This window comes from Idiomarina rhizosphaerae, from assembly GCF_024159085.1.
GTDB classification, from domain to species: domain Bacteria; phylum Pseudomonadota; class Gammaproteobacteria; order Enterobacterales; family Alteromonadaceae; genus Idiomarina; species Idiomarina rhizosphaerae.
This window is the reverse complement of the sequence record NZ_JAMZDE010000005.1, coordinates 113,173-132,613: the sequence shown is the minus strand read 5'-3', so window position 1 is coordinate 132,613 and position 19,441 is coordinate 113,173. Positions and strand designations below refer to the sequence as shown.

Sequence of the window (19,441 nt, the reverse complement as noted above, 5' to 3'; positions counted from 1 at the left end):
TAACTTAACGGTTAAAAATATAAGGATGGCAAGTATGCCCGCGATACATATGAAAGAAAGTGTCTCTATTCTCGTCGTAATGCTGCTGTCAGGTTGCGCCTTGTTAACTCCGGGAGAGCAAGTGCCGACATATTACCAGTGTGGAGCGAGCGAGCTCAGTGTGCTGCAAAAAGAAGACGGCGTGCTGTTAAGTTACGGGTCGCAACAGGAAGAGTTACCTCAGGCTGTGAGTGGCTCAGGGGCTCGCTACTCAAATGATAAAGAGCCATTAACTCAAGTCTGGAATAAAGGTAACGAAGCCGACATTATCTGGAGGGGTCAGGAAATGCCGCTTTGCATCGAGCAGGGAACTTTACCCAAACACTTTACGGCAAGAGGCAATGAACCTTTTTGGCAAGTGGCGGTAAATCCGCAGCATATGGCGCTGACTACCCCTGAGAGCGAAGCAATTATTGATTTAGTTGCCGCGGAGGTTGTTTCTAAGCAGCCTTATGAATGGCGTATTGAGTCGACGACCGATAAACATCTTATTGTTATTGACAGGCTATGTCGCGATTCGATGAGCGGACGTTTATATCCATATCAGGTCGACTTACAAGAATCTGACCGCATGTATTCTGGCTGCGGCGGCGATAGCGAATGGTTACTTCAGGGGGCTACCTGGGAGCTCTCGGAATTTGAAGGCCATGCCATCCACTCTAAACCAGCAACAATTCAGTTTTTGAAAGACAGCCAGCTTGCCGGTTTTAATGGTTGTAATCGTTACTTTGGGAACTACAACATGGGTGGAGAACTTGCTCAGATTCGTATTACAGGAAGCACAAGAATGGCGTGCAGTGGCGAGGCTAACGAACTCTCACAGGAGTTCAGCAGTGTTCTGGAGCGAGTTTATCAAGTGAATATTGATGATAAAGGGCGCTTGATATTGAGCACTCGCGGGGGCCGTCAAATGACATTTAAGCAACAGAGCGAATAAAGGCAAAAGGGCGCCACCATGCAATTAAAAAAGTACACGGATTACGGTCTGCGAGTTCTTATGTATCTGGCTGCAAAAGAGGATACGAAGCGCGCCACTATTGATGAGTTGAGCGGCATATTTAATGTTCCCCGCAATCACTTAAATAAGGTTGTTCATCAATTAGGTAAAGAAGGTCTAATTGAAACGCGTCGTGGTAAAAATGGTGGCTTCTTATTGGCTATTAAGGCGTCTGATATCCGGCTGGATAAAGTCATACGCAGACTAGAGGGCGATGAGTACTGGGTCGACTGTCATAAACCCGAGTGCGCAATTTTTCCTGTTTGCGAGCTGAAAAATGTGATTAATCAGGGTAAAGAAACCTTCTACGACTTTCTCTCAAACTATACTCTTGCTTCATTGGTCAGCAACGACGAAAAAATTAGAGAGTTTTGGGGGACCCCTATTCCGGTAACTATCGACAAAGACTGACTTTTTGTCTCAATGTTGGTCGCTGCCGTTGCAATTGGTTAGAGTTCGGAGTATCAAAGAAGAACAATAACTAGAATGAAGATTAGGGGGAACTATGCTGAAAAAGATAGCTATCGGATTGACTGTTGCATTAGCCGGACATTCTGCTCAAGCCGGTGAATGGCTGCACTGTGGAAACGTTTTTGATAGTGAAAGTGGTCGCCTGGCTGGTGAGCGTTATATTGAAGTCACTGACAACAAAATTACCGCTGTAAAAGTGAACCGGCCCGGTGATGATGCTTCGATTACCGACTTAAGCTCGCACACGTGTTTACCCGGCCTCATTGACTTGCACGTGCACCTTGACGGTCAGTCAGGGCCGAACTCATATATAAAGCAGTTTACTGAAAACCCAGCCGATCTCGCTTTAACGGCTCAGCATTATGGCATGAAAACGCTGAATGCCGGCTTTACTACGGTAAGAAATCCGGGGGACTCTCATAACGTAACTATTGCTCTGCGTGATGCTATTAATGCTGGTGTAGTCGATGGTCCCAGGATTTATTCGGCTGGCAAGTCGTTGGCAACGACAGGTGGGCATGCTGATCCTACCAATGGCTGGAAAGAAGAGCTAATGGGGCGTCCCACACCAAAAGACGGTGTCATTAATAGTGCGGCGGGCGCACGTGAAGCGGTACGACAGCATTATAAAGATGGAGCTGATTTCATCAAAATTACTGCAACTGGTGGTGTTTTAAGTATGGCCAGTAGTGGCGATAACCCACAGTTTACCGATGATGAATTAAAAGCTCTGGTGGATATAGCTAACGATTATAACTTTCACGTTGCAGCTCATGCTCATGGTAAAGCGGGTATGCTACGTGCTGTGAAAGCAGGTATCACGTCGGTGGAACACGGCACTTACATGGATGACGAAGTGATTGCTGCGATGAAAGAGCATGGTACTTATTTGGTTCCGACAATTATGGCCGGTAAATTTGTTGCCAAGAAAGCTGAAATTGATGGTTACTTCCCCGATGTTGTAAGACCCAAAGCACGCGCCATAGGACCTAAAATTCAGGATACTTTTGCTAAAGCTTATAAGGCTGGTGTGAACTTTGCTTTTGGTACCGATAGCGGTGTTTCAGCGCACGGCGATAACGCGCTTGAATTCCAGTACATGGTAGAGGCCGGGGTATCGGAAGCAGAAGCAATTCAGTCAGCGACTAAAACAGCAGCGAAGCTACTGAAAAATGAAAATATTGGTCATCTGGAGGAAGGTAAACTGGCCGATATTGTTGCTGTAAAAGGGAATCCGCTGGATGACATCACGCTATTACAGAATGTGAGCTTTGTGATGAAAGACGGCAAGGTTTATAAGCACCAGTAAGGCACCCGGAAGGGTTAGTCGAAACGAACTGACCCTTCCAGTTTTAATGAACTGTGATCCGCACTGCGCACTTCATATTTGGTTTTATCATCTTGTTCTGACGCCCATAGCTGTACCCGGGCAGGTAAAATAACTGGGCGCTTAAAGGTAACGTCGATATAAGTTACTGGCTTTTGCTGACGCTGTTCGAGCTCCGCCTGAGCTCTTGCCATCATATACATGCCATGAATAATTGGTTTTTCAAAACCAAACCAGCGTGAGACCAGCGGATGCAGGTGAATAGGGTTAAAGTCGCCGGAGATGCGAGCATAGCGTCGGCCCATACCACTGCCTAATTGCCAGTGACTGAGATTTTCCCAGCCGGCTTCCGGCTCAAATGCTTTTATCGGAGGCGTCGATTTTTTCGTTGTTCCAGTATTTTGGCCGTTCATCACCTGATAAACGCTGGAGCAAGTTGCGACTTTCTCGTTATTTTGCCAGAACTCAACCACAAACTGAGGACGCAGGCGACGCGGAGAAACATCAGGGCCACGCTTAGGTACTTTTACTTTGGATACCAGTTGAAAAGGCACTTGTGCAGAAATAACCTGATGGCGCTCAATTTTATTACTGACATGAACCAGACCAGGCGCAGGCCAGGGAAAGCTATCATCAAGCATTTGCGATAAATGAGCCCTTTGCGCAATGCAGTACAGCATGGCCAGGGGGACATCACTGACGAAACCACCGAACGACTGTTGATAACGACTCAGGTGCTTAGCTGTTGGCGCAGGAATAGAATATTCTTTGAGCAAAGTTTCAGACTCTGCTGCTGACTCATCACTGCGTTGTAACGTCAACAGAGAACGCAGTAACATGCTGGGCATTGGGCTTAGCTTTTGAGGGCTTGTATCAACACGTTCCATAGTGATAGTTAAACTCCATACTGACAATACGGCTATTCTCGCACATGTCTCCTGCTATCAACAGTCCGACCACTAAAAAGCCGCTCCGAAGAGCGGCTTCTTTACGTTCCTTTTACTTTTGTGATTCAAGGTCTTCATTAAGGTCTTCGTCATGCTTTTCCAGGTCCCACGGGAGAACTCCGGGGCTGTTATGACGGAAGTGCAGATAGTTCTCAAACTGATTAATCACATCGTTAATGATATCGGTTTGCTCATAACCGTATAGGTCATAAGACTGTCCGCCCTGTCTGAGAAACACCTCAGCCCGATAGTAAACTTCTCTGTTTTTATCGTTGGTTAAAGCGAATTCAGGCAACAGATAGTCTTTTAAACGAATTTCGTAAGCAAATTCTAAATCGCCTTTTCGCTCAACGCTGAGAATAATACGGTTATGTTCTTCGTCAGCTTTGAATTCTGCCGGCCAGTCCTGATCTCTTAACTCGTCCCGGACTTGTTTCATACTTTTTGTTGCAGGTCCGTTGATGAACTCAAGTACCTTCTCTTTCTTTGGAAAGTCGACCAGACCCGCCAGACGTTTTTTCCAGTAGTCGGCTCCCTCATTGACTCCGCGACGATGAGAGTGGCGGTGACTTTGAAGACTATTGGACTGGTGTCCTTCTATGATAAGTGCGCGCCACATGCCTGCCGCCGATATTAAAATAATAATCGCAAATGGCAAGGCGCTGGTAATAGCGGCAGTTTGCAGAGCTTCTAGACCACCGGCTACCAGTAGCACAGAGGCAACAATTCCTTCGGTGCTTGCCCAAAAAACACGTTGCCAGACAGGTGTTTCCATCATGCCGCCAGAGGACAACGAATCAATCACCAACGATCCGGAATCCGATGACGTTACGAAAAACGTGATGATGAGTAATACCGTCAGGAAGCTCAAAATACTGGTCATAGGCAGGTTTTCGTAGAGCTTAAATAACGCTATTGCCTGGTTATCCTGAACTTCTGAAATTAGGGCTGTGTAGCCTTCGTTCATAATCATATTCAACGCGGTATCGCCAAATACGGCAAACCAGAAGAAGGTGAATATGGTCGGTACCAGCATGACGCCAAACACAAACTGACGGATGGTACGGCCGCGACTGATTTTGGCAATAAACAGCCCGACAAAAGGTGCCCAGGCAATAGTCCAGCCAAATATGAATAAAGTCCAGTTACCAATCCAGTCACTGCGTTCATAGGCTTGCAAGTTGAAAGTGCGCTCAACAATGCCACTCAAATACGCGCCAGTATTTTGCAGGAAGGTTTCCAGAATATGGATAGTAGGCCCAACAGCAAAAACAAACAGAACCAGGAACAGGACTAAAGCTATATTGATCAAAGATAATCGTTTAATTCCTTTATCCATGCCTGCAACTACTGAAGCAATTGCGGCCAAGGTAATAATGCCAATAGCGATAACCTGAACCGTGGTTCCGACCGGAATGTCTTCCCACAAATAGTTGAGACCGGCATTAATTTGAATAACCGAAAGCCCTAATGTGGTGGCAATGCCGAACATGGTGCCGAGAATGGCGAAGGTATCAATAGCATGCCCAATGGGGCCATTAATTTTATCACCGATGAGTGGGTACAAGGTTGAGCGCATGGTGAGCGGTAAGCCGTGGCGAAATGAAAAATAGGCCAGAACCAAACCGACCAGGCCGTAAATTGCCCAAATGTGAAAGCCCCAGTGGAAATAAGCGATTTGCATCGCCTGTTTAGCTGAGCCGACGGTTTCAGCCGCACCAGCCGGGGGCTCGGCATAATGTAGTATGGGCTCAGAGACACCAAAAAAGAGCAAGGCTATACCGTACCCGGCCGAAAATAGCATGGCGAACCAAGAGGTGAAACTGTATTCGGGTTCGCAATGATCGGGGCCGAGTTTAATTTTTCCCCAGCTTGAAACACCCACGCCAATAATGAACATGAGGAAAAGTGCGACGGCTAACATGTAGAACCAACCGAAATTTTCGGTAATACCAGCAAGAGTCCAGCTAAACAGCTCGCCGGCTTTTTCCGGGGCACTTAAAGTTCCTACAACCAGTAAAGCTATAACGATAACCGCAGGAAGAAAGACAGGCAGTAAAATCGCTGAATGCCACTTTCGCTTCTCGGTCGACATAAAAGCTCCTGTTTTTATTATGATTTATTTATATATAGACTACTTAAAAAGATTTGTAATGGGTCACTTTGCATTTATTTGCTGTTTAGTTTCTGGTCTGTGGGTTAATATTGCGGCGTATGTTTATCGACAACGAGTTATGTTGCAATTTATGGATCATGAGAAACAACTGGTTAATCTTGAACAATTAGCAAACTCGGTACCGGGTGCGCTATACCAGCTTGAACGCTCACCGGACGGGCAATTGAAATTTAATTATGTCAGTCAGGGCGTTGAGGCCATTTTTGGGTGCTCTGCTGAGTCACTGGCAAATGATGTGACATTGCTGAGTGAAATTATTCATCCCGACGACTTACAATCTGTTCTGAGCAGTATGCATAACTCTGCCCGCTATCAATATTTGTGGGTGAAAGAGTATCGGGTGATTAAAAATGGCAGGGTAAGCTGGATTTACGGGCACGCAGTGACCAGTCAACAGGCCGATGGCAGCACACTCTGGAATGGACAGATGCTGGACATTACTGAGAGAAAAATGCTGGAGCTGAAAGTTGAAGAAAATCAGCGTAATTTAATGCTTGCTGAGCGAGTTGCCGGGCTCGGGCATTGGCAGCTTGACTTAGAAACCGGCCAGTCGTTGTGGTCGGATACCATGTACAATTTGCATGGTTTGGACAAGGCCAAAGTTACCCCCTCCTTAGCTCTGACGATAGAAAGAACTCACCCCGAAGATAGACAAGCCGTAACAGAAGCCATTAACGCCGTTAAACAGTCCGGCGCGAGAGATGTTGAGCATCGCATTATGTTGGGTGACGGTGAAATTCGGTGGTTAAGACGCTCGGGAATTTATCGTATTGACGAAGCTGGGCGTGAAATTATTTTTGGCACAACGCAGGATATTACCGATTATAAAGAACTGGAGCTCAAACTCAGGGAAACCGGTGGCAACGACGAGCACACCGGTTTTTATAATCGTCGGCTTATGCTGCAGTCTCTGCAAAGGCGCTTTAGTTTGTATCAGGCTCATTCTGAGCATCAGTATTATATAATGGTCGTGCGCGTTGCTAACAACGCAGAAACTTTAAAAATCGTCAGTAAAATTGTCCGCCAGAACATTCAGGATTACGACACTCCGGGTTGTTTAGGAAAAGGAATTATCGTTGTACTCATGTCAACGCTGTCAGCAGAGCAAAACAAGAATTGCCTAAAGGCTACCCGGCAGTTGTTAGAGCAGCACGAAATTGAGCATAAAATAGCGTTGGAATGCGCACAAATAACAGATCTGAGGTTTGATGATGTGTTGCTACGCGCGTTGATTTAATTTAACGGCTTACCGGTTGGCGAGTTATCGACACTCCAGTCTTGCGCCTTACCCATGGAATTTATAGGTAACTGGTTCCCAAAGCTAATGCGCTCAGGTATTTCTGCAGCACAGAGGTTGTCGCTCAACCAGGCCTGAACACTTTGTTCAGTTACCGTTTCGCTAATACTTTCCTGCAAAACAATAAAGGCTTTCAGTCCATAGCCTTCGTCGGATCTCATCGGACGTACCGTTGCATCGGCGACCGCCGGATGTCGGCGTAGACACTCAGCAATATGAGCCGGGAACACATTGATCCCACGTATCGAAACTGCCGTGTCGACTCGTCCGGTGATTTGGAATTCATCCTCTGTATGCCATTGGGTATTATCTGGTATTTCGTAAATAACTTTTACTTGTCTATCAATTAACTGCTGATGGTTTTCTGCATTCCTGCGCCAGCGGGATAACAAACGGTAGTTGTTTTCGGGTTTACTTCGGTAACCCATACCGGCAGTCTCTGAGCTACCATAAATTTCGACAGTGCGTGCTGCACCTATGGCATATAACTGGTGCAAGGTGCTGGCCGGGCATGGTCCGGCAGAGCTGATAAAAAGTACTCCGGGCGGTAATGGTGGCATCTCTGACGATAACTGAGTGAGTAATTCAGGGAAACCGACAACAACATCTCCGGCACGTAAGCCACCGTTGCGAACATGGCTATAAGCTTTAAAGCCGCGCAGAACTGGGGCATCAACAAGATGCGGCAGCAATATAGTAAATAAAAAGCCATAAATATGATGGCTGGGCACTAAAGCGACAATACGAGCTGGAGGTAACTCATAATCGTTGTCAAAGATACGGACAAACTCCCTTACTTCCTCAACCAATGTACTCCATGAATGCTCGCAGGCTTTGGGCTGCCCGGTGCTGCCAGAAGTTGTAACTGTTACGTTTTGGGTGTGAACTTGCCGCGATTTCAGAACAATTTTAGCCCATTCGGCCAGACTGTTACGGCGCAGAAGGTAATCTTCAACTCCGCTGTCGCCCATATGAAAGAACTGAACTACCCGGCCGGCTAACGCCAGCCTTTCCAGCGAATCAACTGCAACTCCATCCTCACCACTGTCTTTGGTTGACTTGTGTCTTGCTATTAACGTGTCGTCTTCATGCCATTGGCGACGTTTCCAGTACTCACTTTCAGCTGGACGCATACGCGCAAGTTCATCGGCGATAATATCGCCGATGACAGTAACAATAAGGTGCTGCTGAAGCGAGTCTGTCACTTTATAGTCGCTTAACGAATACCCAGTAGGTGTCGCCGGTTAAAGCTTTCTTCATATGAACTTTAACCTTGGTCGGTTGCATTTCGTAGTCAAAAACATATTCAAACATGGTGTTTAAATTGCCGTTTTTAACGCCTTCGTCGAAGCGTCCTTTAAACTCAGGACTGTTGGTGCATGGCGCAACTTCGTTAAAGAAGTTTTTACCAACTACAGCGCCCGGGTCACGACCGGTAATGTCGCCTTCGGCGGCGTTGTATTGAATAATTTTACCGCTGGAATCTAACTGAATAGCACCAAAGGCAATGTCGTTTAACTTGTCATCTGACATTTTAGCTAATGTGTTTTCGATATCATCAGAACCGAATTGAACAATTTCCATTGTATTTCCTCTAAGTACGAAATGTATGGGTTAATAGTTGGTCCCGAGACATTTAGATCATGTTTTCTTAACACTTCTTAAAGTGAAATTAACAACAAGCAGGTCTATACTTGCCCTCAGGTAAATAATTAAGGATAAAAATAATGCCCAGAACGCCTAAATTTCACCGGGAAACAGCGCTTAACAATGCGCTGAAGCTTTTCTGGCGCAAGGGGTACCACGCAACCTCTATGAAAGACATAGAGGAAGAAATGGATATGAGGCCAGGAAGTATTTATGCTGCATTTGGCAATAAAGAAGCCCTTTTTAAAGAGACCCTTGAAGAATACTCATCTCTCGCAGAGGAAGAGTTTAAGCAAGCCTTAGCGCAAAAATCTTCGGTGCTGCAGGGAGTAAGTCTGTACCTCCGTAATATTGCGGTAATGACAGCGACTTGTGCGCCAACGCAGGCCTGTATGCTGGTAAAAACTTTGCTGGAATTTACGCCTGAAGACAAAGCGTTTAGCGAGCCGGTACAAAGTTATCTTGATAAATTTGAACAGCTCTTTACAGAGGCGTTTCAGCAGGCGCAGCAACGCGGAGAAATTGGTAGTTCGCAGTCTCCTGAACGTCTCGGCCTTTTATTACAAACCAATATTATTGGTTTGCGCACCATGGCCAGACGAGAAATTTCTCGACAGCAGCTGGAAAGTTTAGCTGAGGATATAATTGCGAGAATCATTCCCGCAAGTTAAATAGGCCACGGTAGCTGTCAGGATTAAATTGCCAGGTTATCAGCAAAATGAGAATGCCGAGAATAATATGTAACTGCCAGCCTAAACTGTAATTGCCGGAAACGTCTCTGAACCATCCGGTTAAAAGCGGCATCAGGCTGGCAAACATAAAACCAATACCTTGCATAAAAGAAACCAGACGTCCTGCCTGCACAGGGTTATCGATATGATCCAGCGCCATAACAATGCATAGCGGGAAGGCACCACCTAAGCCAAAGCCACAAAGTGCAGACCACAGCCAGGGAGCTTCGGTCGGAAACCAACTTAACCCCGCAAAGCCAGCCATTTGAATAAGTACTGCGGCTGTTAGCCATAACCGTCGGTCTTGTGTTCGCGATAGAGCCGGCAGCAGCAAAGCTCCGATAACCTGAACCAGAGAAAACAGTGCCAGTAAATTTCCTGCTTTTTGTGCCGGCCAACCGAACTCACCATAAAATGGCGCTATCCACGCAATAAAGCCGGCATAACCGGCGTTCACTAAGGCGAAATAAATGCCCAGTAACCATGCGCGAGGGTAACGGTGAGCCCGCAGTAACAGATGCCGGGGAGGAATACTGGCAACCGGTGTGCGGTTAAATGGTAAGTACCAAATAATCAGCACTATCATCGCTAATAGAGACCAGCTGCCTAGTGCCTGAAAGCGCTCTGGTAATAAATTTGCAGCCCATGGGGTAGCAACAGCACCTAGCGCGGCGCCGCCCATGAGTGCCGCAGACCAAAGGCCAGTGACCAACCCCAAACGATTCAAATACTGTTGTTTGGTCAGTTCCGGAATAACGATATGCAGTAACGCTATGCCAACTCCGCCGACTAAAGCACTGGTAATCATGCTGGTGCTGGTCGGCTCAAACAGCCGGGCGGTAAGGCCTGCGCAAAGAATCAGCAAGCCCAGTCCAATACCTTGCCTGTAGCCTAAAGCGGTCGTCACGCGTCCGGCAAATAAGGCCATTAAACCAATCATTAGAATGGGCAATGTGGTTAACAACGATACCTGACTGAAAGACAGACCTGTGATGGTTTGTAGCTCATCGGTCAGCGGCCCTACAGATGTCAGCAAAGGGCGCAGATTAAGCCCCAGTAATACCAGTACGAGCAAGCCGAACAGCAGGGGAAATTTAGACGGTTTTGCGACAGGCGCCGATTGAGTCTGCAAAGTAATACCACGAGTCCTTAAAAGCCATACTTTACTCAATTTTCATCGCGGTGTGAAACCGTGTTATTATTTCGCGCCAACAGTGATCGTCCGTTTCTTAAAAAGAGAACCCGTTATGACCGCGTCTCCGGTGTTAGGGAATTTGTTTATCATTGCGGCCCCCAGTGGCGCAGGCAAGTCGAGCCTGATTCGGGCTTTGTTGGAAAAGCACCCTGATCAGTCCATGCAGGTGTCTGTATCATCTACCACACGTGCTCCGCGCCCGGGAGAAGTCCAGGGTGTCCATTACCACTTCCTCAGTACTGAAGAATTTGAACAACGTATTGATGCCGGTGAGTTTTACGAATGGGCGCGTGTGTTTGGCAACTATTACGGCACCTCCCGTAAAGCCGTAGAGTCTTTGTTGGCTGAAGGCAAAGACGTCTTCCTGGATATTGACTGGCAGGGCGCTCAGCAAGTTCGTGAGCATCACCCGGAAGTGCGTTCGGTTTTTATTGTTCCGCCCAGTCTGGAAATTCTGGAAGAACGTTTGCGTGTTCGCGGACAGGATTCCGACGAAGTTATTGCCGAGCGCATGGCAAAAGCTCAGGCAGAAATGTCGCATTATCATGAGTTTGACTACCTACTGGTAAATGATGACTTCAACAACAGCCTGGCATCGCTGGAGCATATCGTTTTAGCTCAGCGACAAAAAATGCCGCATCAGCAAATAAGATATTCAAGCGTATTGAAGGAATTGCTTGGATAATAGACCTTAATTCCGTATAATTCTTAGCCTTTCGAAAAATACGACTCACGCTTTATTGGGAGTAAACCATGGCTCGCGTAACTGTAGAAGATGCTGTAGACCGTGTTGGTAACCGTTTTGATTTGATTTTGTTAGCCTCACGCCGCGCGCGTCAGTTGGCCAATGGTAAAGAGCCATTAGTTGAAACAAAAAACGAAAAACCAACTGTTATTGCTTTGCGTGAAATAGAGCAAGGCCTTATCGACAACGAACGCCTTGATATTGAAGATCAGGCGGCTCAAAAGCAGCAAGACGCTGAAGAACTGCGTGCGGTAGATGCGCTGCGCGGTATCGAATAAAAGTTTCTGTTCGCCAACGGCATCAATGCCGTTGGCAATTCCGTCAAATCCCCTTATTCTGAAAGTATATTCATAGTCCGGTATTACCCGGGGAGTTAACTGGTGTACTTATTTGAAGGCTTAAAGGCTCAGGTTAGTGAGTATCTTCCGTCCGAGCAGGTGGAACGTATTCGTGATGCCTTTGTTGTAGCAAACGAAGCCCACAGTTCGCAAAAACGCAGCAGCGGCGAGCCTTACATTACGCACCCGGTTGCGGTTGCAAGCCTGCTTGCCGACATGAGACTGGATTGCGAAACCTTAATGGCGGCTTTACTCCATGACGTTATTGAAGATACTGAAACCAGCCGGGAAGATCTGGCCGAGCGTTTTGGGGCAACCGTTGCCAGTTTAGTGGAGGGTGTGTCTAAACTGGATAAGTTGCAGTTTAACTCCAAAGAAGAAGCCCAGGCCGAAAACTATCGTAAGATGATTATGGCGATGGTGCAGGATATTCGGGTTATTCTGATTAAACTGGCTGACCGCACTCATAACATGCGCACTATTCAGCATCTGCGCCCCGACAAACGCCGCCGTATTGCCCGTGAAACCTTAGAAATTTATGCTCCGCTGGCGCACCGGCTGGGTATGCACGATATTAAAAATGAGCTGGAGCAACTGGGCTTCTGGGCGCTGTACCCCTGGCGTGGAAAATTGCTTGAGTCAGAAGTAAAACGTGCCCGCGGTAACCGTCGCGAGTTTACAGAGCGTGTGCAAAGCGAAATCAGTTCGCGCCTGGACGGTAACAATATTCAGGCGCGGGTGTCTGGCCGCGAAAAGCATCTGCACAGCATTTATCGAAAAATGCAGGCCAAAGAAGTGAAGTTTGAACAGGTCATGGACATTTACGCTTTCCGCGTCATTGTGGACAGTGTCGATACCTGTTACCGGGTTCTTGGGGCGTTGCACAATTTGTATAAGCCCATTGAAACTCGGTTTAAAGATTATATCGCTATTCCGAAGTCGAACGGTTACCAGTCGCTGCATACCTCTTTAAAAGGCCCTCACGGGGTGCCGGTAGAAATTCAGATTCGTACCGAAGAGATGGATCTGATGGCTGATCGCGGTGTCGCGGCACACTGGATGTACAAACAATCAGATGACTCCAGTACCACGGCTCAGGTACGTGCGCGTAAGTGGATGCAAAGCTTGTTAGAGTTGCAACAAAGCGCTGGTAACTCTTTTGAATTTATTGAAAGCGTAAAGTCCGACTTATTCCCTGATGAAATATACGTGTTCAGTCCGGATGGCCGGATTACCGAATTGCCTCAGGGCGCTACGGCGGTAGATTTTGCGTACGCGGTGCATACCGACGTTGGTAACACCTGTATAGGTGCGAGAGTTAACCATCGTACTTATTCGTTGAGTAAACCGCTGGAAACCGGACAAACGGTTGAAATAAAAACAGCACCTAACTCGCGGCCGAACATTGCCTGGCTAAACTTTGTGGTAACGGGTAAAGCACGGGCGAAAATTCGTCAGTACCTGAAAAGTCAGGAAGCTGACGAAGCGCAACAACTAGGTGAACGTTTACTTCGCTCAGCGCTCGGGCAAGTCAGTTACGACGAAATACCAGAGTCGGAATTTAAGCGGGTATTGCAGGAAACAAAAATTGATAGCCGCGAGAATTTGCTGAAACAAATTGGCCTGGGCAATATGATGTCGGTGGCCATTGCGAAGCGTCTATTGGGTGACTTACAGCCAATAAAAGATGACAACGCATCACAGAAAAGCCTCTCGATTAAGGGCGCCGAAGGTCTGCTGGTCAGTTTTGCCAAATGCTGTCGGCCTATTCCGGGCGACGACATCATTGCTCATGTGAGCCCGGGTAAAGGTTTGGTCATTCATCGACGCGAGTGTAAAAACGTTCGTGGACACGAAGATGACCCGGGGCGCTACTTTCCGGTTGAGTGGGATAACAAACCCGAAGCCGAGTTTATTTCTGAAATTCGTATCGAAATTGTCAATAATCAGGGCGTGCTGGCTAAGTTAACCTCGGCTATTGCAACCACGGGCTGTAATATTGATGGTCTGCAGACCGAAGAAATTGATGCCAACATTTATTTTATTGATGTGGCTTTAACGATAAAAAACCGTAAGCATTTAGCGGATGTGATACGTCATATTCGTAAGATGCCGGATGTTCAGCGCGTGACGCGCTTAAGGAAGTAATATGTCTAAAGTGATTATTTCAACGGATAAAGCGCCAGCAGCTATCGGCACTTATTCACAGGCGGTAAAAATTGGTACGACGGTGTATCTTTCCGGACAAATTCCTCTGGTGCCTGAAAGTATGGAGCTGGTCAGCGAGGATTTCACTGCTCAGGCCGAGCAGGTGTTTAAAAACCTGACGGCTGTTTGTGAAGCATCCGGCGGCGAACTGCAGGACATGATAAAGGTACAGATTTATCTGACCGACTTGGGGCAGTTCGCCATTGTAAATGAAGTTATGGCGAAGCATTTCAGAGAGCCGTATCCGGCTCGCGCGGCTATCGGCGTAAAACAGTTGCCGAAAGGCGCGCAAATTGAAATTGACGGCATTATGGAACTGCCCAGTACCTATTAATTAAGCTGTTTCTGGTGTCGGCTCTCTGTCTTCCAGAGGGCGACGCCAGATGATAATAGCAATAGCCACTGCTGCCAGAATAAAGCAATACCCCGTATGCAGACTGACCGATAGCGGCGAGATTTTAAAGCTGGCTCCCATTAGCAATGCCTGTGCCCCGTAAGGCAAAGCTCCCTGCACGACGCAGGCAAAAATATCCAATAAGCTGGCGCTTTGGCGCGGCGCTAAATTTCCCACTTTAGCCAGACGTTTACTAACTTCGCCAGCCAATAAGATGCTAACGGTGTTGTTGGCGACGCATAAATTTGTCAGAGCTGTCAGGGCTGCCACACCAATGGCCGATGCACGCTGCTTGTGTTTACTGACCTTATTCGCTGCGCTTTCGACAAAACCTGCTAAGAAGGCGAGTCCCCCTTGCTGACGAATTAACGCTGACAAGCCGCCTATGAGTAGCGACAGCAGGAAGATTTCCTGCATACTGCCAAAACCTTCGTAGATATCCTGACTAAAAGCTACCCATTCGTAGTTGACAGTGAACATGCCAAAAGCGGCGGCTAAGACAATGCCTAGCCCGAGTACGGCAAAGACATTAAGCCCCATAACCGCTAAAACAATAATAATGAAATAAGGTAGTGACAGCCATAGGTTGGCCTCTGGAATTTCTAAAGGCACCTGGCTGGTATCGTATGTCACTAACCAAATCACGGTAAAGATAGCTGCTGGTATGGCTATTTTTAAGTTCGCGCGAAACTTGTCCCGCATGGTACAGCCCTGTGTACGAGTTGCGGCAATGGTGGTGTCTGAAATAATGGATAAGTTATCGCCAAACATGGCACCACTAACAAGTACCCCGGCCAGCAGCGGTAAGCTAATGTCGGTTGCTTCACCAATGCCCAGAACCACCGGAGCCAGCGCTGCCAGTGTTCCCATGGAGGTGCCCATTGCGGTTGAGATAACCCCGGCAATAATAAACAAGCCGGGCAGCAAGAAAGAAGCCGGAATAACATTTAGCCCCAGTGCCACCATAGCATCGACACCGCCGGTTGCTTCTGCCACTGTCGAAAACGCACCCGCCAGTAAGTAAATGAGGCACATGGTAATAATGTTATTGTCGCCGACACCGCCAACGAAGGTTTCGATGCGTTCTTCAAATTCCTGCTTGCTCAGTAAAATGCCAAGAACTATTGCCGGCAGAATCGCAACCGGGCTGGGTAATTGGTAAAACGCGTATTCGACCCCTTCGCTTTGAAAATACAATCCGGTTCCTAAGAACAGGATCAAGAATAAAGCCAGAGGTAACAGCGCTTTAGCGCTAGCCGGTTGTGGCGAAGCATTGGTCATGTGTCAGCCTTTTTATTTTTATTTGGACGTCCAGAAGTTTATACAGCTAATTATCCTGATGCAACCTTATTCCAATTACGTGTAGACTGTCGGTAAAGTTGTTTTAGATCAGGATAGAGATAATGAGCCCCGATGAACTGCATTTGCAAATACGAAATTTGCGGCTGGAAGATTACGAACAGTTAAAAGAATTAATGGATGCTGTTTACACAGACATAGGCGGCTCCTGGAGCCAGTTCACCATAGAAAAACTGATAAAAGACTTTCCCGAAGGTCAGTTTTGTCTGGAAGATAATGGCCGCATTGTCGGTGTCGCCTTAACGGTTAAGGTGGCCTACACCAAGTTTTCTAACCCTCACGCCTATGACGATTTAATTGGCCACAGAGAAGCGATTCTTAACAATAAAAAAGGTGACGCGCTCTATGGGCTGGATGTATTAATCCACCCGGAATACCGCGGTTATCGTTTGGGGCGTCGCTTGTACGATGCACGTAAAGAGCTGTGTCGGCAGGCCAACCTGCGCGCCATTCTGGCTGGTGGCCGTATTGTCAATTACCACAAATATGCAAATGAACTGACGCCAAGTCAGTATCTGGACAAAGTGCAGCGGCGTGAAATTTATGACCCGATCCTGACCTTTCAGCTGGCGAATGACTTTAGCGTAAAACGTCTGTTGGGTAAGTACCTTCCGGAAGATAAAAAGTCACGCGGCTTTGCCACTTTACTGGAGTGGAATAACTTTCTGTACGAGCCTTCAGACAATATTCTGACAACCCGTATTCAGAATGTGCGTGTGGGTGCCGTGCAGTGGCAAATGCGCTCGGTGGAGTCGGTAGAAGAACTGCTGAAGCAGGTGGAATACTTTGTTGATGCTCTGTCGGGTTATCAAAGTGACTTTGCCGTCTTTCCGGAGTTTTTCAATGCGCCGTTAATGGGGTTAACTGACCAGAGCCAGCAAATGGATGCAATTCGCTTTCTGGCTGGGTACACCGATCTGTTTAAGCGTGAAATGTCGCAAATGGCAGTCAGCTATAACGTCAATATTATTACGGGATCGATGCCGGTGCAGGACGGAGATAGTATTTATAACGTCTCGTATTTGTGTCGTCGCGATGGCTCGGTAGAAGAGCAGTACAAATTGCATATTACCCCGCACGAAAAGCGCGACTGGGTCATTGAAGGCGGCAACGAAGTCAAAGTCTTCGATACTGATGCCGGACGCATTGGCATTTTAATTTGCTATGACGTGGAATTCCCTGAGCTGGGTCGCATAATGGCGGACGAGGGATTAGAAATTCTGTTTGTACCGTTCTGGACAGATACCCGTAACGCCTACCTGCGTGTTAGGCATTGCGCTCAGGCTCGTGCGGTAGAGAACGAGTGTTACGTCGTGATTTGTGGCAGTGTCGGTAACTTGCCGGAAGTGGAAAGTCTCGATGTGCAATATGCGCAGTCGGCAGTATTCTCTCCTTCGGATTTTGCCTTCCCGCACGACGCGATTATGTCGGAGACCACGCCGAACACGGAAATGCTGATGTTTTCAGATTTAAATCTGGATGAACTGCGTTATTTGCATCATGAAGGCTCGGTGACGAATAAAAAGGATCGTCGTACGGATATCTATGAAGTATCTCGTAAACGGATGAGCTAGGGCATTTAGAATAGAGCTAAACGGCACCATTGACTGGCATCGATATAAAGCTGGCCAATATCGGTGCCGTTTAATTTTTGTTTTAGCGGGTGCTTATCCAGAGCTTCCCATTCGCCGCGCTCATAAAGCTCAGTCATTTGCAGCAGATAACCCCATACACCCTCGCGGTTTTTGAGTGCTTTGGTAATGTCTTTAGAAAGCGGAAGCTGTTTAAGCACATCGTCCATCGACAGCCCCAGTATAATATCCAGTAAAGAGAGCATGCCTGTTAAAAAGGCACTGGAATGATGCTTCTCACTCAGAATTTCGACGGCTACTAACTCCATAAACCGGGCGCGGGTTACCGACTTAATTGTGAGCTCCTCAGGCTGCCCCGCTGATACATTAGCTAAAACAACCAAAGTGATAAAACGGCGAATTTCGGTCGTACCCAAATAAACCAGCGCGTGCTGGATGTTTTCAATCTTCTTGCGACCGCCGTATAGAGCGCTGTTGACCAGTTTAAGCAAGCTGTAAGTAAGTGATAAGTCCTGTTCAATAGCCTGTCGTATGGTATCTAAGTCTAGATCTTTTTTATGTGCTTCAGATAACAATGTCAGCATACTAATGCGGTTAGGCGCGAGAGATTTTTGCTGGACTATTTGCGGTTTTTCGAAGAAAAAGCCCTGAAAATAATCAAAGCCTAGCTCCAGACAACGTTCGAACTCGCCCCGGGTTTCAACCCGCTCCGCGAGCAGTGGAACGCCCTTTTCTTTAAAGAAGCGAATTTTTTCGTCAAGCTCTAAACCTTGCTCCTGGATATCAACTTTTACCATGTTGATCATGGGAATGAGAGGCTCCCATTGCCCGGCAAAATCGTGATCATCCAATGCAATTCGGTAACCTTTTGCGCGAGTGGCGCTGCATGCTTCTAATAAAGGCGCATCAACGCCTACGGTTTCCAGCAGCTCTACCCACACGGTGCGGGCGTTGAGAAAGGAAGGGAAGTCATTTAACAAAGTACGGGCATGAAAATTGATAAACGCCTGCTTTCCCATACAAAGCGTCTGAATGTCACCCAATAAATGCTGCTGCAAAAGCAGTTTGGAGGTGGCCTCGTTAGGATCAATATTCGGAAAACTGTTTTCAGTACTGTTGCGGAACAGCAATTCATAACCAAAAACTTTTTGGTCTCTGGTTAAAATAGGTTGCCGTGCAATGTAGGAGTACGACATTGTTGTTCTTATTATCCTGAGTGAAGCATAGGGTTAGTTCTGACCGAATCTCTCGGGTATACTGCTTATATCTAGTCCTATTTTCATAAAAAAGCAATGAGTCCTGAACGATATCAACGAATTAACCAAATGTTGGACAAGCGCCAGCCAGACCTGACCGTTGTTATGGAGAACGTGCATAAAAACCATAATTTGTCTGCGGTGGTTCGCTCAGCGGATGCGATAGGCGTGCATGAAATGCACGCGATATGGCTGACCAAAAAGGCACGTTTGTCGGGTGGTACGGCGTTGGGCAGTCAAAATTGGGTGAAAATCCATAATCATAAAACTGTTGGTGAAGCGCTGGAGGCAACTCAAGGTCGGGGCATGCAAGTTGTAGTGACTCACCTTTCGGAGCATTCGGTGGATTTTCGTGAAGTGGATTACACCAAACCAACCGCAATTCTGCTGGGGCAGGAAAAATACGGCGTTACCGATGAAGCTTTGGATATTGCTGATCATCACGTAATGATTCCTATGGTAGGCATGGTACAGTCACTGAATGTCTCTGTGGCTGGCGCTGTGATGTTGTATGAAGCGCAGCGACAACGGGAGCAGGCGGGCTTGTACGATAAAACACATATCAGCGCCGAAGAGCGGCACAGGGTGTTATTTGAAGGTGGTCATCCAATTTATGCCAAGGCTTGTAAACGTAAGAATATGCCTTATCCCGAGCTGGACGAAAATGGACAGATTGTCGCTGATGAAGCCTGGTGGCTGGCGATGCGCGCAAGATAAGGAGC

The 19,441-nt window shown here is 47.2% G+C and carries 18 protein-coding genes; 11 read left to right on the top strand and 7 right to left on the bottom strand.

Annotated elements, in window-relative coordinates:
• The first annotated feature begins 34 nt into the window (after positions 1–34).
• The 3 genes from NJR55_RS04690 to NJR55_RS04680 all read left to right on the top strand — a co-directional run bounded on the left by NJR55_RS04690 (position 35) and on the right by NJR55_RS04680 (position 2,816).
• Positions 35–976, top strand: a complete 942-nt coding sequence (locus tag NJR55_RS04690) for an META domain-containing protein (protein ID WP_253618286.1) — start codon at positions 35–37, stop codon at positions 974–976.
• Positions 977–994: 18 nt separating this feature from the next.
• The gene (locus tag NJR55_RS04685) at positions 995–1,447 is read left to right on the top strand and encodes an RrF2 family transcriptional regulator (protein ID WP_253618284.1); all 453 of its coding nucleotides are present in this window, start codon (positions 995–997) and stop codon (positions 1,445–1,447) included.
• 94 nt (positions 1,448–1,541) lie between these two features.
• Positions 1,542–2,816 (top strand): metal-dependent hydrolase family protein, encoded by a 1,275-nt coding sequence (locus NJR55_RS04680; protein ID WP_253618282.1) that lies wholly within the window; start codon positions 1,542–1,544, stop codon positions 2,814–2,816.
• A gap of 14 nt (positions 2,817–2,830) precedes the next feature.
• Here the strand turns inward: NJR55_RS04680 and NJR55_RS04675 are convergent, their stop codons facing one another.
• Both NJR55_RS04675 and NJR55_RS04670 read right to left on the bottom strand, forming a co-directional pair.
• Entirely contained in the window at positions 2,831–3,721 is an 891-nt protein-coding gene (locus NJR55_RS04675; RefSeq protein ID WP_253618280.1) for a MaoC family dehydratase, read from the bottom strand.
• A 112-nt stretch (positions 3,722–3,833) separates the two neighbouring features.
• Positions 3,834–5,876: a BCCT family transporter gene (locus NJR55_RS04670; RefSeq protein WP_253618278.1), complete on the bottom strand. Its 2,043-nt coding sequence runs from the start codon at positions 5,874–5,876 to the stop codon at positions 3,834–3,836.
• 58 nt (positions 5,877–5,934) lie between these two features.
• Here NJR55_RS04670 and NJR55_RS04665 point away from each other — a divergent pair, with 58 nt between their 5' ends.
• Complete coding sequence (locus NJR55_RS04665; protein WP_253618276.1) at positions 5,935–7,194, top strand: PAS domain-containing protein; 1,260 nt, start codon at positions 5,935–5,937, stop codon at positions 7,192–7,194.
• Here NJR55_RS04665 and NJR55_RS04660 read toward each other — a convergent pair.
• Positions 7,191–8,459, bottom strand: coding sequence for an AMP-binding protein (locus NJR55_RS04660; protein ID WP_253618274.1), 1,269 nt, complete (start codon positions 8,457–8,459; stop codon positions 7,191–7,193). The genes NJR55_RS04665 and NJR55_RS04660 overlap by 4 nt on opposite strands.
• Before the next feature lies 1 nt (position 8,460).
• Positions 8,461–8,838, bottom strand: coding sequence for a photoactive yellow protein (gene pyp / locus NJR55_RS04655; protein ID WP_253618272.1), 378 nt, complete (start codon positions 8,836–8,838; stop codon positions 8,461–8,463).
• Between the two features lie 143 nt (positions 8,839–8,981).
• Between pyp and NJR55_RS04650 the strand changes: the two genes are divergently transcribed.
• Positions 8,982–9,572 (top strand): TetR/AcrR family transcriptional regulator, encoded by a 591-nt coding sequence (locus tag NJR55_RS04650; RefSeq protein ID WP_253618270.1) that lies wholly within the window; start codon positions 8,982–8,984, stop codon positions 9,570–9,572.
• Here the strand turns inward: NJR55_RS04650 and NJR55_RS04645 are convergent.
• Entirely contained in the window at positions 9,556–10,803 is a 1,248-nt protein-coding gene (locus NJR55_RS04645) for a CynX/NimT family MFS transporter (protein WP_253618268.1), read from the bottom strand. The genes NJR55_RS04650 and NJR55_RS04645 overlap by 17 nt on opposite strands.
• A gap of 76 nt (positions 10,804–10,879) precedes the next feature.
• Here NJR55_RS04645 and gmk point away from each other — a divergent pair, with 76 nt between their 5' ends.
• The 4 genes from gmk to NJR55_RS04625 all read left to right on the top strand — a co-directional run bounded on the left by gmk (position 10,880) and on the right by NJR55_RS04625 (position 14,452).
• Positions 10,880–11,512 carry a guanylate kinase gene (gene gmk / locus NJR55_RS04640; RefSeq protein ID WP_253618266.1) on the top strand — a complete coding sequence of 211 codons (633 nt, stop codon included), beginning with the start codon at positions 10,880–10,882 and terminating at the stop codon, positions 11,510–11,512.
• Positions 11,513–11,580: 68 nt separating this feature from the next.
• Positions 11,581–11,850, top strand: a complete 270-nt coding sequence (gene rpoZ, locus NJR55_RS04635) for a DNA-directed RNA polymerase subunit omega (protein WP_011235607.1) — start codon at positions 11,581–11,583, stop codon at positions 11,848–11,850.
• 102 nt (positions 11,851–11,952) lie between these two features.
• A complete protein-coding gene (spoT, locus tag NJR55_RS04630) occupies positions 11,953–14,058 on the top strand; it encodes a bifunctional GTP diphosphokinase/guanosine-3',5'-bis pyrophosphate 3'-pyrophosphohydrolase (protein ID WP_034822695.1) in 2,106 nt (701 codons plus the stop codon).
• Position 14,059: 1 nt separating this feature from the next.
• Positions 14,060–14,452: a RidA family protein gene (locus tag NJR55_RS04625; protein ID WP_011235605.1), complete on the top strand. Its 393-nt coding sequence runs from the start codon at positions 14,060–14,062 to the stop codon at positions 14,450–14,452.
• Here the strand turns inward: NJR55_RS04625 and NJR55_RS04620 are convergent, their stop codons facing one another.
• Positions 14,453–15,793: a Na+/H+ antiporter NhaC family protein gene (locus tag NJR55_RS04620; RefSeq protein WP_253618264.1), complete on the bottom strand. Its 1,341-nt coding sequence runs from the start codon at positions 15,791–15,793 to the stop codon at positions 14,453–14,455.
• 122 nt (positions 15,794–15,915) lie between these two features.
• Here NJR55_RS04620 and NJR55_RS04615 point away from each other — a divergent pair, with 122 nt between their 5' ends.
• Positions 15,916–17,445, top strand: a complete 1,530-nt coding sequence (locus NJR55_RS04615) for a bifunctional GNAT family N-acetyltransferase/carbon-nitrogen hydrolase family protein (RefSeq protein ID WP_253618261.1) — start codon at positions 15,916–15,918, stop codon at positions 17,443–17,445.
• A gap of 5 nt (positions 17,446–17,450) precedes the next feature.
• On the opposite strand, the gene NJR55_RS04610 is transcribed toward NJR55_RS04615, so the two are convergent.
• Entirely contained in the window at positions 17,451–18,659 is a 1,209-nt protein-coding gene (locus NJR55_RS04610) for an EAL and HDOD domain-containing protein (RefSeq protein WP_253618259.1), read from the bottom strand.
• A 96-nt stretch (positions 18,660–18,755) separates the two neighbouring features.
• On the opposite strand from NJR55_RS04610, the gene trmH reads away from it, so the two are divergent.
• A complete protein-coding gene (gene trmH, locus NJR55_RS04605) occupies positions 18,756–19,436 on the top strand; it encodes a tRNA (guanosine(18)-2'-O)-methyltransferase TrmH (RefSeq protein ID WP_253618252.1) in 681 nt (226 codons plus the stop codon).
• The last annotated feature ends 5 nt before the right edge of the window (positions 19,437–19,441 follow it).